Below are 14348 nucleotides of genomic sequence, written 5' to 3'. Positions count from 1 at the left end.
AGCGTCCAACTTCCCGCTTGCCTTCTCCGTCGCCGGCGGCGACACCGCCGCCGCCCTCGCCGCCGGCTGCCCCGTCGTCGTGAAGGCGCACAGCGCACACCCCGGCACCTCGGAGCTCGTCGGTACCGCGATCCAGCGGGCGGTAGCCCGGCACGGCCTGCCCGAGGGCGTGTTCTCCATGGTCTTCGGCTCCGGCAGCGACGTCGGCGTCGCCCTGGTCACCGACCCGCACATACGCGCCGTCAGCTTCACCGGCTCCCGCACCGGCGGCACCGCGCTGATGCGCGCCGCCGCGGCCCGCCCCGTGCCCATCCCCGTCTACGCGGAGATGTCGAGCGTCAACCCCGTCGTGCTGCTGCCCGGCGCGCTGCGCGACCGCGCCGTGGAACTCGGCCGGCAGTTCGCCGAGTCCCTCACCACCGGGGCCGGCCAGCTGTGCACCTGCCCCGGCCTCGTCTTCGGCGTCGCCGGCGCCGACCTCGACGCCTTCGCCGAGTCGGCCGCCACCGCGATCGCCGCCGGCCGGACCCTGCCGATGCTCGGAGCCGGCATCCACACGTCGTACACCGAGGGCGTCGCCCGCCTCGGCGGCCTCGACCACGTGACGCAGGTGGCCGCGGGTCCCGTCGGCGACGACCTCGCGGCGCCGGGACGGGCCCGCCTCTTCACCACGACCGGCGACGCCTTCGCGGCCGAGCCGGCCATGCAGCAGGAGGTCTTCGGCGCCGCCTCCCTGGTGGTGCGCCTGGAGCACGCCGGGCAGTTCGACGCCGTACTCGGCGCCCTCGAAGGCCAGCTCACCGCGACCGTGCACGCCGCCGACGACGACCGCGAACGTGCCGCGCCGCTGCTGGAGCTGCTTGAGGACAAGGTGGGGCGGATCGTCTTCAACGGCTGGCCCACCGGCGTCGACGTCGGCCACGCAATGGTGCACGGCGGCCCGTACCCCGCCACCTCCGACGGCCGCAGCACCTCGGTCGGCACCCTCGCGATCGACCGGTTCCTGCGGCCGGTCGCGTACCAGAACGTCCCCGCGGAGCTGCTGCCCGCGCCGGTGGACGAGCCGAACTCCCTCGGATTGTGGAGGCAGGTCGATGGTGAACTCACCCGGGACTGACGGTGCCGTCGCGCCCGCCGCCCCCGGCACCCCCGTCGTCACGGCGGTGCGGGTGGTTCCGGTGGCGGGCCACGACAGCATGCTGCTGAACCTCAGCGGCGCGCACGGCCCCTACTTCACGCGCAACGTCATCCTGCTGACCGACTCAGACGGCCGGGTCGGTGTCGGTGAGGTGCCGGGCGGCGAGGCGATCCGCCGCACTCTGGAGGACGCTGCCCCGCTGGTCACCGGCCGGTCCCCCGCGCGTCACCGGTCCGTCGTGCGCGCGGTCGGCGCGGAGTTCCGGGACCGCGACCGCGGGGGCCGCGGGGCGCAGACCTACGATCTGCGCACCACGGTGCACGTCCAGGCCGCCCTGGAAGCGGCCCTGCTGGACCTGCACGGCCAGTTCCTCGGCGTACCCGTCGCAGAGCTCCTCGGCGACGGGCCGCACCGCACCCGCGTACCGGTCCTCGGGTACCTCTTCTTCATCGGCGATCGCAACCGCACCGACCTGCCCTACCGCTCCGAGCCGGACGCCGTGGACGCCTGGAGCCGGCGGCGGCACGAGGAGGCCCTGGCCCCCGAAGCCGTCATCGCGCTCGCGGAGGCGGCCCAGGAGCGCTACGGCTTCACCGACTTCAAGCTCAAAGGCGGCGTGCTGCCCGGCGAACAGGAGGTCGAGACCGTCCGCGCGCTCGCCGCGCGCTTCCCCGGCTCCCGGATCACCCTCGACCCCAACGGCTGCTGGCCGCTCGCCGACGCCGTCCGCCACGGCCGTGCCCTGCACGACGTCATCGCCTACGCCGAGGACCCCTGCGGCGCCGAGGACGGCTACTCCGGCCGGGAGGTGATGGCGGAATTCAAGCGCGCGACCGGTCTGACCACCGCCACCAACATGGTCGCCACCGACTGGCGGCAGCTCGGGCACGCGGTACGCGCCGGTGCCGTCGACATCCCGCTGGCCGACCCGCACTTCTGGACCCTGGCGGGGTCGGTCCGCGTCGCCCAACTGTGCGAGGCGTGGGGGCTCACCTGGGGCTCGCACTCCAACAACCACTTCGACATCTCCCTGGCGATGTTCACCCACGCCGCCGCTGCCGCCCCCGGAGACATCACCGCCATCGACACGCACTGGATCTGGCAGGACGGGCAGCGGCTGACCGTCGACCCGCCGGTCATCGAGGACGGGGGGATCGACGTCCCGGCCGCCCCGGGCCTCGGCGTCACCGTCGACCACGACCGCTTGGAGGCCGCACACGAGCTCTACCTCCGCGAGGGCCTCGGCGCGCGCGACGACACCACCGCCATGCGGTACCTCGTGCCCGGCTGGCGCTTCGACCCCAAGCGCCCGGCGCTCGACCGGGAGCCGGCCGGAGGCCCGGTCCGGGGCGCGGCCGGGGAAGGAATCGACGCATGACCCGCCCCGGGACGGCCGCGGCCGGCCGCGTCCTTCGCGTCGGCCCGCTGAAGCCCTCGCTCGCCGAGACCCTGCGCACCTCGTACGACGCCCTGGAGCTGCCGGACGACGGCCCGGAGCGCGCGGCGTTCCTCGCGGCGCACGGCGGGGACGTCGTTGCCGCCGTCACGTCGGGCCGCTTCGGCGTCGGCAGCGAGCTGATGACCGCGCTGCCCCGCCTCGGGGCCGTCATCAACTTCGGGGTCGGCTACGACACCACGGACACCGCACTCGCCCGCCGGCGCGGCGTGCTGGTGAGCAACACCCCCGACGTACTCACCGACTGCGTGGCCGACACGGCCCTCGGGCTCACCCTCGACCTGCTCCGCGGGCTCTCCGCGGCCGACCGCTTCGTACGCGCGGGGCGGTGGCCGCGCGACGGCGGCTTCCCGCTGATGCGCAAGGTCAGCGGCGCGAGGGTGGGCATCCTGGGCCTCGGCCGCATCGGCCGCGCCATCGCCGCCCGGTTCGCCGCGCTGGGCTGCCCCGTCAGCTACCACAGCCGAAGGAGGGTGCCCGGCACCGCCTACGCGTACGCCGACTCCCCCGAGGCGCTGGCCGCCGCGGTGGACGTGCTGATCATCGCCACGTCCGGCGGCGCCGGCACCCACCGCCTGGTCAGCCGCACCGTGCTGCGCGCACTCGGCCCCGGCGGCTACGTGATCAACGTCTCCCGCGGCAGCGTCGTCGACGAGGACGCGCTGGTCGAGATGCTCACCACGGGCGCCCTCGGCGGCGCCGGCCTGGACGTCTTCGCCGCCGAACCGCACGTCCCCGAGGCCCTCTTCGCCCTGGACAACGTGGTGCTCCTACCCCACGTCGGCAGCGCCACGGTCCAGACCCGCGCGGAGATGGAGCGCCTGACCCTGGACAACCTCGCCGGCTTCCTCGAACGCGGCACGCTCGTGACGCCCGTACCGGAGACGACCTGAGTCGTCCTCGGCACGTGCGACGCCGGGACCGGCCCCCACCTCGCGGCCATGTCCGACCGCGGCCGGCGTCCGCCTCGCCGCGGTCGGACATGACCGCCGTGGCGACGGGGCCGAAGCGGGGCCCCACACCGCGGCGATGTCATTTGCGCGCGCCTACGTGCTGCGCGTGCTGCGGGTCCGTGTCTTGTCGCTGACCACCAGTCCCCGGGCATCCGGCCCGGATGGGCCGGTCTCCGGTGGTGTTGTTCCGCGGCCATCCGGTGCGCAACACCCGGGGGCGGCACCGGGGTTGACGGTGGGGGGCGGCGACCCTACGCTCCGCTCAGTATTGCGAACACAGTTCGATATTCCGAACATCCCTCTTCGGCGGTGGCGCGCCTGCGCGCTGGGAGCGCTCCCCCAGACGCTCGGAGATGTCATGGGCATGTCCACACCCGGGTCAGGCCACCGGCGGCTGCGCGTCGGCCTCCTCCTCGCCGTGCTCGCCCTGCTCCTCGGCGGCGGCACCACGCTCGCGCCGCAGCAGGCGACGGCCGTGCCGGCCATCGACACCAACGCGTCGTACGTGCTGGTCAACCGGCACAGCGGCAAGGCGCTCGACGTGTACGACCTCGCCACGAACGACGGCGCACAGATCGTGCAGTGGACGCGCAACGACGGCGCCTGGCAGCAGTGGCAGTTCGTCGACTCCGGCGGCGGCTACTACCGGCTGAAGTCCCGGCACAGCGGCAAGGTGCTGGACGTGGCCGACTCCTCGACGGCCGACGGCGCCGGCGTCGTGCAGTGGTCCGACCAGAACCGTGCCAGCCAGCAGTTCCGGCCGGCCGACTCCGCCGACGGGTACGTGCGCCTGCTCAACCGCAACAGCGGCAAGGCCCTCGACGTGCTGGACTTCTCGACGGCCGACGGCGCGCGGGTGATCCAGTGGCCGGACCTCGACGGCGCCAACCAGCAGTGGCAACTGGTCAAGCTCGGCTCCGGCACGTTCACCAACCCCATCAAGCGGAACGGCCCCGACCCCTGGCTGCAATACCACGACGGGTACTACTACCTGGCCACGACGACGTGGAACTCGACGATCACCATGCGCCGTTCCACGACCCTGGCCGGGCTGTCGAGCGCGCCGGAGACGACGTTGTTCGACCTCGCGGGCCGGCCGAACGGCTGCTGCAACATGTGGGCCCCGGAGTTCCACCTCATCGACGGCCCCAACGGCCCGCGCTGGTACCTGTACTACGTCGCCGGCCAGGACGTCCCCGACTACAACCCCACCCAGCGCCTGCACGTGCTGGAGAGCGACGGCACCGACCCGATGGGCCCGTACCACTTCAAGGCCGACCTGGGGGACTCCTGGGAGCTCGACCCGAGCATCCTGCGCCAGAACGGCCGCATCTACCTGCTGGGCAGCGCGATCGACGGCGAGCAGAGCCTGACCATCACCCCGCTGAGCAACCCCTGGACCCTCGGCGGCTCCCGGCGCACCATCAGCCGGCCGACGCTCTCCTGGGAGCGGCAGACCGGCGCCGTCAACGAAGGCGCCGAGGCGCTCCACCACAACGGCCGGACCATGATCGTCTACTCGGCCAGCGCCTGCTGGGGCCCCGACTACAAGCTGGGCCTGCTCACCCTCACCGGCAGCGACCCGCTCAACCGCGCGCACTGGACCAAGTCGCCCGACCCCGTCTTCCAGCGCAACGACTCCAACGGTGTCTATGCCCCCGGCCACAACGGGTTCTTCACCTCCCCCGACGGCAGCGAGGACTGGATCGTCTACCACGCCAACGACTCGGCCTCCGGCGGCTGCGACATGAACCGCTCCACCCGCGCCCAGAAGTTCACCTGGAACGCCGACGGCACCCCCGACTTCGGCACGCCGGTCAGGACGGGGGTGGCGCTCCCCGCGCCCGCAGGCGAATGAACGGCAGCCGACCGGTCCACCCCCAGACTCCAAGGAGACAACCGTGACCACAACCCCCCACCGCGACTCCGCCGCCACACCCCCGAACGCGCCGGACGCCCCGCCGCCCGGCACGTCCCGGCGCCGACTGCTCCGCGCCGCGCTGGCGACCGGCGCCCTGGCGACCGCCTCCGCCGTCGGCGCGTACGGGCTGCGCCCCACGCCGGCCGGGGCCGCCCCGGCCGCGTACCCCTTCCCCGGCGTCGTGACCGGGGACACCGGCGTGCACGACCCGTCCTTCGTCAAACGGCCCTCCGGCGGCTACCTCGTCGCCCACACCGGCGACAACATCGCCCTGAAGACCTCCGCCGACCGCACGGACTTCCGCAACGCCGGTAGCGTCTTCCCCGGCGGCGCGCCGTGGACCACCGCGTACACAGGAGGCAGCCGCAACCTGTGGGCTCCGCACCTGAGCCACGTGGGCGGCCGCTACCACCTCTACTACTCGGCCTCCACCTTCGGCTCCAACCGCTCGGCGATCTTCCTGGCCACCAGCTCCAGCGGCGACTCGGGCAGCTGGACGAACGAGGGCCTGGTCATCGAGTCCAGCGGGTCGAACGACTACAACGCCATCGACCCGCACCTCGCCGTGGACGCCGAGGGCCGCTGGTGGCTGGCCTTCGGCTCGTTCTGGTCCGGCATCAAGCTCATCCGGATCGACCCGGCCACCGGCAGGCGGCTGGACGGCAGCATGGTCGCGATCGCCGGCCGCGGCGGCGGCGCCATCGAGGCGCCCACGATCTACCGGCGGGGCGGCTACTACTACCTCTTCGTCTCGTTCGACCTGTGCTGCCGCGGCGCGGACAGCACGTACCGGGTCATGGTCGGCCGGTCAACGGACATCGCCGGCCCCTACCGCGACCGCAACGGCACCGCGATGACCTCCGGCGGCGGCACCGAGATCATGGCCGGCCACGACACCATCCACGGCCCCGGCCACCAGGACGTCTTCGCCGACACCGACCACGACATCCTCGTCTACCACTACTACGCCGACAACGGCACGGCCCTGCTGGGCATCAACTGGCTCGGCTGGGACGGCGACGGCTGGCCCTACGCCCACTGAGCGTTTTCCAACCTCAGTTTGAGCAGGTCAGGTGCAGGGTGAAGACAGCCTGGACGAGGCTGGTGATGCGGGTGGTGGAGCACTGCAGTTTGCGTAGGAGCCGCCAGGTATTGAGGGTGGCCATCGCCTGTTCGACGAGTGCGCGGATCTTCGCGTGTGAGCGGTTGACGGCTTGCTGGCCTGTGGAGAGTGTTTCCCAGCGTCCCTGGTACGGCACGCGTACGGTGCCGCCGGCGCCGCTGTAGCCCTTGTCGGCCCAGCACTCCGCGGCGGCTTCTTCCAGGGCGTCGATGATGCCGTGGGTCCGCGCGGCCCTGATGTCGTGGACGGCTCCGGGCAGTGCTGGGGATGCCCACAGCAGCCGCCCTGCCGGGTCGGTGATGACCTGCACGTTCATGCCGTGCTTCTTATGTCCCCGGAGTGGAAGGGCCGGTCGGCGGCGATCCGGTCGATCGGCAGCAGCGTGCCGTCCAGGATCACGAATGCCTTGGCGCAGGCGGTCTTCAACGTTCGCCAGCCCGAACCTGCCAGCCGGGGTGGTGGACAAGGCCGCCTACTCGTTCTGCATTCTGGAGCGGGGAGGACGGCGACGCCGGTCGGGGTCGGGTCGGGTGTGTCGGGGTCGCCTGCGGCGGTCCTGGCGTCTTCTAGGTACCAGCGGGCCGATGACCCGGCGGTCTTCGTGAACCAGTAGATCGAGGCGTTCGTGAGAAGTGCATCGCGGTCTCGGGGCTCGGGTGGCGCGAAGCGGCCGAAGCCCATGATGGGGTCGTTCAGCCAGGCGAGTTGGCCGACGGGGGAATCGGTGAGGCCGTAGGCGAGCGTCAAGGGCCGGGTCTGTTGGACGTGCTGGTAGCCGGCGAGGTCGTAATATCCCGCCATGAACGTCGGGCGTTCCTTTTCGGCGTCGCTGAGGTCGTCCAGTTCGCCGGGCACACCGGTCGGAAAAGACCAGATCTCAAGGACGTGGATGGCGAGCAGCCTATCGGGCTGCGCGGCGCCCATCTCGCGGGTGATGAACGATCCCGCATCGCCGCCGTGCCCGCCCGGCGGCGCCGGCAATCAGGGCGGCTCCTTCCTGGCGATCACGAAGTACTCCAAGGATCCCGAGGCGGCCTACGCCTTCATCAGCTGGCTGCAGTCCCCGGAGAACCAGGTCAAGGCATTCACGGAGATGTCGCTCTTCCCGTCCTCGCCGCGCTCCTTCACGATGCCGGCGATGCGGGAGCCGCAGCCCTTCTACGGCGGGCAGCGCACCATCGAGGTGTTCGGCGAGTCGGCCCGGCAGGTCAAGACCGTCTACCGGAGCCCGTACGACCGGGTGATCGACCCCGTGATGTTCGACGAGATGGCCAACGTGGACGCCGGCAAGAGCGTCGACGCGGCCTGGAAGGACGCCCAGGACTCCATCGAGCGCGAGCTGACCCGCGAGGGGGCGTTCTGACATGAGCCTCACCCAGGCCCTGCGCGGGAGAGCCGCCAAGCCGCCGCCGGACGGATCGAAGCCCCTGCCCGGCTGGCGCCGCTACTGGCCGATGTACGCGGCGGTGTCCCCGTTCTTCCTCCTCTTCGCCGTCTTCGGCGTCTTCCCGGTCGCCTTCTCCGTCTACCTGTCGTTCATGTCCTGGGACGGCATCGGGGAGATGAAGTCGGTCGGCTGGGAGAACTACAACTACCTGGTGACCGACCCCGACTTCTGGCAGTCGATCACCAACACCCTGATCATCTGGGTTCTGGCCACCATCCCGATGATCTTCCTGGCCCTGGTCCTCGCGTACGCGCTGCACACCACCGTGCGGTTCAAGGCGTTCTACCGGGTGGCCTACTTCCTCCCGAACGTCACCTCGATCGTGGCGATGACCATCGTGCTCGGCTCGGTCTTCAGCGACAGCTCCGGGCTGCTCAACAGCGCGCTGCGGGCGATCAGCGCCGGCGAGGTCGGCTGGCTGTCCGACCCGTGGGCGATGAAGATCTCCGTCGCCGCGATCACCATCTGGCGGTGGCTCGGCTACAACACCATCATCTGCCTGGCCGGCCTCCAGGCCATCTCCAGCGACGTGTACGAGGCGGCCAAGGTCGACGGTGCCAGCAGCCGCCAGACCTTCTTCCGGATCACCATCCCGATGCTCCGCCCGGTGATCCTTTTCGTCGCCATCACCTCCACCATCGGCGGGCTGCAGCTCTTCACCGAGCCGCAGGTGATGTTCCCGGACGACAGCGGGAACGTCGGCGGGCCCGGCGGCGAGGCCACCACGATCGTGCTCTACCTCTACCAGCAGGCGTTCATCTTCAATCGGTTCGGATACGGCGCGGCCATCGGCTGGGCGCTGTTCCTTCTGATCGCAGTGTTCTCCCTCATCAACTGGCGCCTCATCGCCGGCCGCGACGAGGACGCCCTCCGCGCCCCCAAGGCGAAAGCGAAGGGGAAGGGGAAGTCCCGTGCGCGCTGAAACCGCCGCCCGAGTCCGGACGGTCCTGGGCCACGTCATGCTGATGTTCGGCGTGCTGGCCACGATCTTCCCGTTCTACTGGATGTTCGTGATGGCGTCGAACACCACCGCGGACATCTTCGCCTACCCGCCCAAGCTGGTCCCCGGCTCCCACCTGTGGGAGAACATGAACAAGGTGTTCGACGAGATCGACTTCTGGGGCTCCATGGGTCTCACCATCGTGGCGGCCGTCTCCGCGACGTTCCTGGTGCTCCTCTTCGACTCGCTGGCGGCCTTCGCCTTCGCCAAGTACGAGTTCCCCGGGCGGCGGGTGCTGTTCTGGATCGTCCTGGCCACCTTCATGATCCCGATGCAGCTCGCGCTGGTGCCGCAGTTCGTCACCCTGGCCTGGCTCGGCTGGGTCGGCTCGCTCAAGGCGCTGATCATCCCCGGTGCGGCCAACGCCTTCGGAATCTTCTGGATGCGGCAGTACGCGCAGGGGGCGATCGCCGACGAGTTGATCCACGCGTCAAGGGTGGACGGGGCCGGGTTCTTCCGCCAGTGGTGGACGGTGGGGCTGCCGGTGCTGCGCCCGGGACTGGCGTTCCTGGGAATCTTCACCTTCTTCCAGGTCTGGAACGACTACCTCTGGCCGCTGATCGTGATGACCGACCCGGGCAAGGTGACGCTGCAGGTGGCCGTGCAGCAACTGAACGGCGTCTACACCACCGACCAGTCGATGGTGATCACCGGAGCGCTCATGTCGGTGATCCCGCTGATCGGGGTCTTCCTGATCGGGGCACGACACTTCATCGCCAACCTGGCCGCCGGCGCCATGAAGTTCTGAACCGCGCCCTGCCCTCGTTCGCGCCCTCGCCCCGGCGGCCACCTGATGAGCCGCCGAGTCACCGCCACCCGGCATGACACCCGGCAGCCCGTCCGATCAGGGTCTGGCACCGCACCGCACCGCACCGCTGCCGACCGACACAGAGAGGTGTTTGCTCCATGCACAACAGCCCGGACCGGACTTCCCGCGCGACCGGCGCCGTCGGCTGGGGGATCCTGGGCACCGGCGGGATCGCCGCACGCTTCGCCGGCCAGTTGCCGCGCTCCCGCACCGGCGCCCTGGCAGCAGTCGGCAGCCGCTCCCCCGCCTCCGCCCGCGCCTTCGCGCAGCGCTTCGCCGCGCCGCGGGCGCACGGTTCGTACCAGGAACTGCTCGACGACGACAGCGTCGACGCGGTCTACGTCGCCACTCCCCATCCGCAGCACGTGGAGTGGGCGGTGCGCGCCGCCGAGGCGGGTAAGCACGTGCTGGTCGAGAAGCCGATGGCCGTGGGCAGTGCCTGGGCCACCGCCGTCGTCGAGGCCGCCGTGCGGGGTGACGTCTTCCTGATGGAGGCGTACATGTACCGGTGTACACCGCAGACCGCGAAGCTGGTGGAGCTGGTCGGAGACGGGGCGGTCGGCGAGCTCCACCACATCCAGGCGCAGTTCTCCTTCGGCGGCCCCGGATTCGACGCCGGGCACCGGCTGTTCGACAACGCCCTGGCCGGCGGCGGCATCCTGGACGTCGGCGGCTATCCGGTCTCGATGGCGCGATTGCTCGCGGGCGCCGCGGCGGGCCTGCCCTTCGCCGATCCGGAACGCGTCACCGCCGCAGGAACAGTCGGCCGCACCGGGGTGGACGAGTGGGCGCTGGCCACGCTGCACTTCGCCGGCGGGCTGACCGCCCAGGTCGCCACCGGCATCCGACTGGCCGGCGATAACCGGGTGCGGGTGTACGGCTCTCGCGGCTTCCTCGACGTGCCCGACCCGTGGTTCTGCGGGGACGGCGAGCCCACGCGGCTCGTGCTGCACCGGGTGGGCGAGGAGCGGGAGGAGATCGAGGTCCCGCCGGCGCACATCTACGCCGCCGAGGCCGACGCCGTCGCCGACCACCTCGCCGACCGCCAGGCCCCGCAGATGAGCTGGGACGACACCCTCGGCAACCTGGCCGTCCAGGACGCCTGGCGGGCGGCGATCGGCCAGCGCTACGACAGCGAGCGGGCGGACGCCCCGGTGCCCACCGCCTCCGGGCGCCCGCTCGCCCGGCGCGCCGACGCCCCGATGCTCCACGCCCGCATCCCCGGCGTGGACAAGGACATCTCCCGGCTGGTGATGGGCGTCGACAACCAGGTCGACCAGATCCACGCCTCGGTCGTCTTCGACGACTTCTTCGAGCGCGGCGGCACCGCCTTCGACACCGCGTACCTCTACGGCGAAGGGCGGCTGGAGCAGCAACTCGGCCGGTGGATGGCGGTCCGCGGGGTGCGCGAGGATGTCGTGGTCATCGGCAAGGGCGCGCACACGCCGCACTGTGACCCGGCCTCGCTCAGCCGCCAGCTGGCCACCAGCCTGGAGCGGCTGGGCACCGACCGCGTCGACATCTACCTCCTGCACCGCGACAACCCCGACATCCCGGTGGGCGAGTTCGTGGACGTGCTGGACGAGCACCGCCGGGCCGGCCGGATCGGCGTCTACGGCGGCTCCAACTGGAGCCCGCGGCGGTTCGACGAGGCCAACGAGTGGGCGCGCCGCAACGGACGGCAGCCGTTCACCGTGCTCAGCAACCACCTCAGCCTGGCCCGCGCCAAAGCACTGCCGTGGGAGGGCTGCCGGCACGTCAGCGATCCGCAGGCGCAGGACTGGCTGCGAGACCGAGGGGTGGCGCTGTTCCCCTGGTCCAGCCAGGCACGCGGCTTCTTCACCGGCCGGGCGCGGCCGGACGGCACCGGCGACGCGGAGCTGGTGCGCTGCTTCTACTCGGACGAGAACTTCGAGCGACTGGACCGGGCCCGCAAGCTGGCCCGCGACCGCGGCGTGCACCCGACGGCCATCGCCCTGGCCTGGCTGCTCCACCAGCAGTACCCGGTCTTCCCGCTGATCGGTCCCCGGCAGATCTCGGAGACCCGTACCTCACTCGCGGGTCTGGGCGTACGCCTCTCCGCGCAGGAGGTCTCCTGGCTGGACCTGCGCGAGGAGTAGCGGCCGCCGGTTCGTGGTGGTCGCGGCGGTGAGGACGGAACGGGCACAGCCCGCACCGCGCTCCGGAGCGAGTCGGCGACGACACCGCCGGCATTCCGGATGACCGCATTGCCGGCGGTGCCGGTCGCCAGGGAGAAGCGATCGGAGTCGGGGCGCGTGCCTGTCGCCGGAATTTGACCTTGTCCCTTCCGGACGGCAGGCCCGGGTTGCTGTCAACCGCCGCGGACGCCGCTCATGATGGCGCTGACGATGCCCTGCTGAGTCACGGTGTGAGAACGCCGGTCGAACAGACCGAACCCGTATTGTCCGTTGAAACCGTTGTCCCAGTAGATGCTGACTGCTCCGTACTTCTTTGCTGTAGCCGCCACGGTGCGCGCAAAGTCGGCACGGTACTTGTTGCTCGCCGAGTCGAACGACGACTTGTCTATCGCTCCGTATTCACCGACGACTACCGGATATCCTTTCGTGACGAAGCCGTCATGCATCTTCTTCAACTGGGCGTCCAGGTAGTCCTCCTGCCCCCAGACGGACGTCTTTGACGGGTTGGTCGCGGCCGGGCCCCACTGCGTGATGGTCCCGCTCTCCTCTCCTGTGAAGTCCCACGGATCGTAGTAGTGCACGGAGATCATGATCCTCTGCTCATTGCTCGGAATGGAGGAGGATCGGTACCGGTCGGTCGGAAGGGCGAAGCCGTAGTTGCCCACGGTGTAATCGATGTTGGTGTTCCAGCCGGGGACGAGCAGCCAGCGTGAGGTGTTGTTGCCGCCGGCCTTCCGCACCGTGTCCACGAAGATCTGGTTGTAGTCGTTGATGTTGGAGTAGCACGGTTGAGTCGGCTGGCCGTATTGGCCGTCGAATTCTTCGTTCATTGATTCCAGGATCAGGCGCTGGTCGTAGCCCTGGAACTTCGACGCGATCTGTTGCCATGTCTTCTGATATTTGTCCTTGATTTCCGGCTGAGCGGACGAGTCACAGATCAGCCAGGAGCCGTTGACCGTCTTGAAGCCGTCGCCGTGCATGTTGATCACCACATACATGCCCCGGTTGTACGCGTAGTCGACGACTTCCTGGACTCTGTTCAGCCAGGATGAGTTGATCGTGTAATCTGGGCCAGGTCCTATGTTGCGCAGGTAGGAGACTGGGATCCGGATTGTTTTGAACCCGGCCGCGTGCACCTTGTCGATGAGTGCTTGCGTTACTTCCGGATTGCCCCATGCCGTTTCACTGGGATACCCGTTGGCGTTGGCTTCGAGTTGGTTCCCGAGATTCCAGCCCGCACCCATGTCGGCAACGATCTGCGAAGCGTCCGACGGAGTCGCCGTGTCGGCGGCGGCCCGATCCGCCGAGCCGCCGTACACGGATGCGGCCACGGCCAGGAGCACGGCAACGAGGACGGCCTTGATCTTCATCACTCTTGCAGCCATTGGCGTTTCCTCTCTTCCGGTCTTGAGGTGCCGGGAACTGACGCCGAGCGGGCGTGGCCAGGCCGGCCCGGCGTCGGCGTCGCCGGCGGGTGGTGCAGAGCACTTCTCGGAGCAGGTGGGTCGACGGTTGCCGCGGAAGTCACGGTCGAGGACTTCGGTGCGCGGCTCCCGGTGCTCGTCGAATTCTTCATCGAAACGCTTCGATAGGGCATTCGACGATCTCGTTCCATTTCTTTCGGACGAGAATAGAGTCATGCCGCGGCCATGACAATAACCCCCCAGGGCCGGCGGCGGGCACCGGTGCCGCGAGGGCCGTCTACGACGATGTCGCCTGGCACAGCTTGTTGTTCTCCGCGGAAAGCGGAGGGAAGGGCCCTGGTGTCCGGACCAGAACACCACCACGTGGCCCATGTGGCGGATGAGGACCGACGGTGCGTTGTGGTCGTCGATCTCGTTGTAGTTCTGAGGTACGCCGGTGACCTCCAGTCCCTTGAGGTGGAGCCAGTTGCCGGTGACGCTGAAGCCCTTGATACGGCAGCTATCCGTCATGCGCGTGAAGTCGAAGACCGGCTTCTCGCCCGGATGGGCCCAGTACCGGATCGGATTGCCGGAGCTGCCGCTCTTGTTCAGGGTGATCGCGTCGACCCTGGCGGTCTGGCTTGAGCAGGCGCTGTTCGCACGGGTGTAGGCGTAGGTGCCGCCCCGGAAGTAGACCGTGTCACCGGCGTTGGCGACCGCCTGTGCGCGAGCGATCGATGCCCAGGGTGCGACCTGCGTACCCGCCGCGCTGTCACTCCCGTTCGGGGCGACGTAGTAGGTGTTCCCGGCCTCCGTGGCGCTTGCGGACGTCGAGCCGGGGACCATCGTGAGGGAGCTCGCCGTGACCACCGGCAGCAGCAGGGCACGGGTGACGAACTTCGCGGTTCTCACAGCATCATCTCCCGGGATCCTCCCTCTC

General features: G+C 70.1%; 10 protein-coding genes and 1 pseudogene. 9 read left to right on the top strand and 2 right to left on the bottom strand.

The annotated features are described in order from the left end of the window. From H5J30_RS05785 to H5J30_RS05765, 5 genes are all read left to right on the top strand, one after another. Nucleotides 1-1117: aldehyde dehydrogenase family protein (locus tag H5J30_RS05785; protein ID WP_181786072.1), on the top strand; the 1117-nt coding region annotated here is incomplete at its 5' end. Beyond that, on the top strand, nucleotides 1095-2516 hold the full coding sequence (locus H5J30_RS05780) for an enolase C-terminal domain-like protein (RefSeq protein WP_181786071.1): 1422 nt from the start codon (nucleotides 1095-1097) through the stop codon (nucleotides 2514-2516). The genes H5J30_RS05785 and H5J30_RS05780, both read left to right, overlap by 23 nt. Continuing rightward, nucleotides 2513-3487, top strand: a complete 975-nt coding sequence (locus tag H5J30_RS05775; protein ID WP_181786070.1) for a 2-hydroxyacid dehydrogenase — start codon at nucleotides 2513-2515, stop codon at nucleotides 3485-3487. Before H5J30_RS05780 ends, H5J30_RS05775 begins: the two co-directional genes overlap by 4 nt. A gap of 424 nt (nucleotides 3488-3911) precedes the next feature. After that, entirely contained in the window at nucleotides 3912-5405 is a 1494-nt protein-coding gene (locus H5J30_RS05770; RefSeq protein WP_181786069.1) for an RICIN domain-containing protein, read from the top strand. Nucleotides 5406-5448: 43 nt separating this feature from the next. Further along, complete coding sequence (locus H5J30_RS05765; protein ID WP_309505442.1) at nucleotides 5449-6510, top strand: arabinan endo-1,5-alpha-L-arabinosidase; 1062 nt, start codon at nucleotides 5449-5451, stop codon at nucleotides 6508-6510. 13 nt (nucleotides 6511-6523) lie between these two features. On the opposite strand, the pseudogene H5J30_RS05760 reads toward H5J30_RS05765, so the two are convergent. Next, nucleotides 6524-7008: pseudogene (locus H5J30_RS05760) on the bottom strand (transposase family protein); the annotation flags it as partial. 517 nt (nucleotides 7009-7525) lie between these two features. Here H5J30_RS05760 and H5J30_RS05755 point away from each other — a divergent pair. From H5J30_RS05755 to H5J30_RS05740, 4 genes are all read left to right on the top strand, one after another. Continuing rightward, on the top strand, nucleotides 7526-7954 hold the full coding sequence (locus tag H5J30_RS05755; protein WP_181786068.1) for an extracellular solute-binding protein: 429 nt from the start codon (nucleotides 7526-7528) through the stop codon (nucleotides 7952-7954). Between the two features lies 1 nt (nucleotide 7955). Further along, nucleotides 7956-8960 (top strand): carbohydrate ABC transporter permease, encoded by a 1005-nt coding sequence (locus H5J30_RS05750; protein ID WP_181786067.1) that lies wholly within the window; start codon nucleotides 7956-7958, stop codon nucleotides 8958-8960. Then, nucleotides 8950-9786, top strand: coding sequence for a carbohydrate ABC transporter permease (locus tag H5J30_RS05745; protein WP_374100945.1), 837 nt, complete (start codon nucleotides 8950-8952; stop codon nucleotides 9784-9786). Before H5J30_RS05750 ends, H5J30_RS05745 begins: the two co-directional genes overlap by 11 nt. 158 nt (nucleotides 9787-9944) lie before the next feature. Further along, nucleotides 9945-11966 (top strand): aldo/keto reductase, encoded by a 2022-nt coding sequence (locus H5J30_RS05740; protein ID WP_181786066.1) that lies wholly within the window; start codon nucleotides 9945-9947, stop codon nucleotides 11964-11966. A gap of 212 nt (nucleotides 11967-12178) precedes the next feature. Here the strand turns inward: H5J30_RS05740 and H5J30_RS37415 are convergent, their stop codons facing one another. Further along, on the bottom strand, nucleotides 12179-14320 hold the full coding sequence (locus H5J30_RS37415; RefSeq protein ID WP_309505441.1) for a glycoside hydrolase family 5 protein: 2142 nt from the start codon (nucleotides 14318-14320) through the stop codon (nucleotides 12179-12181). Between the last annotated feature and the right edge of the window lie 28 nt (nucleotides 14321-14348).

It is taken from the genome of Streptomyces phytophilus (assembly GCF_013870535.1).
GTDB classification, from domain to species: domain Bacteria; phylum Actinomycetota; class Actinomycetes; order Streptomycetales; family Streptomycetaceae; genus Streptomyces; species Streptomyces phytophilus.
This window is presented reverse-complemented; position numbering and strand designations above follow the sequence as displayed.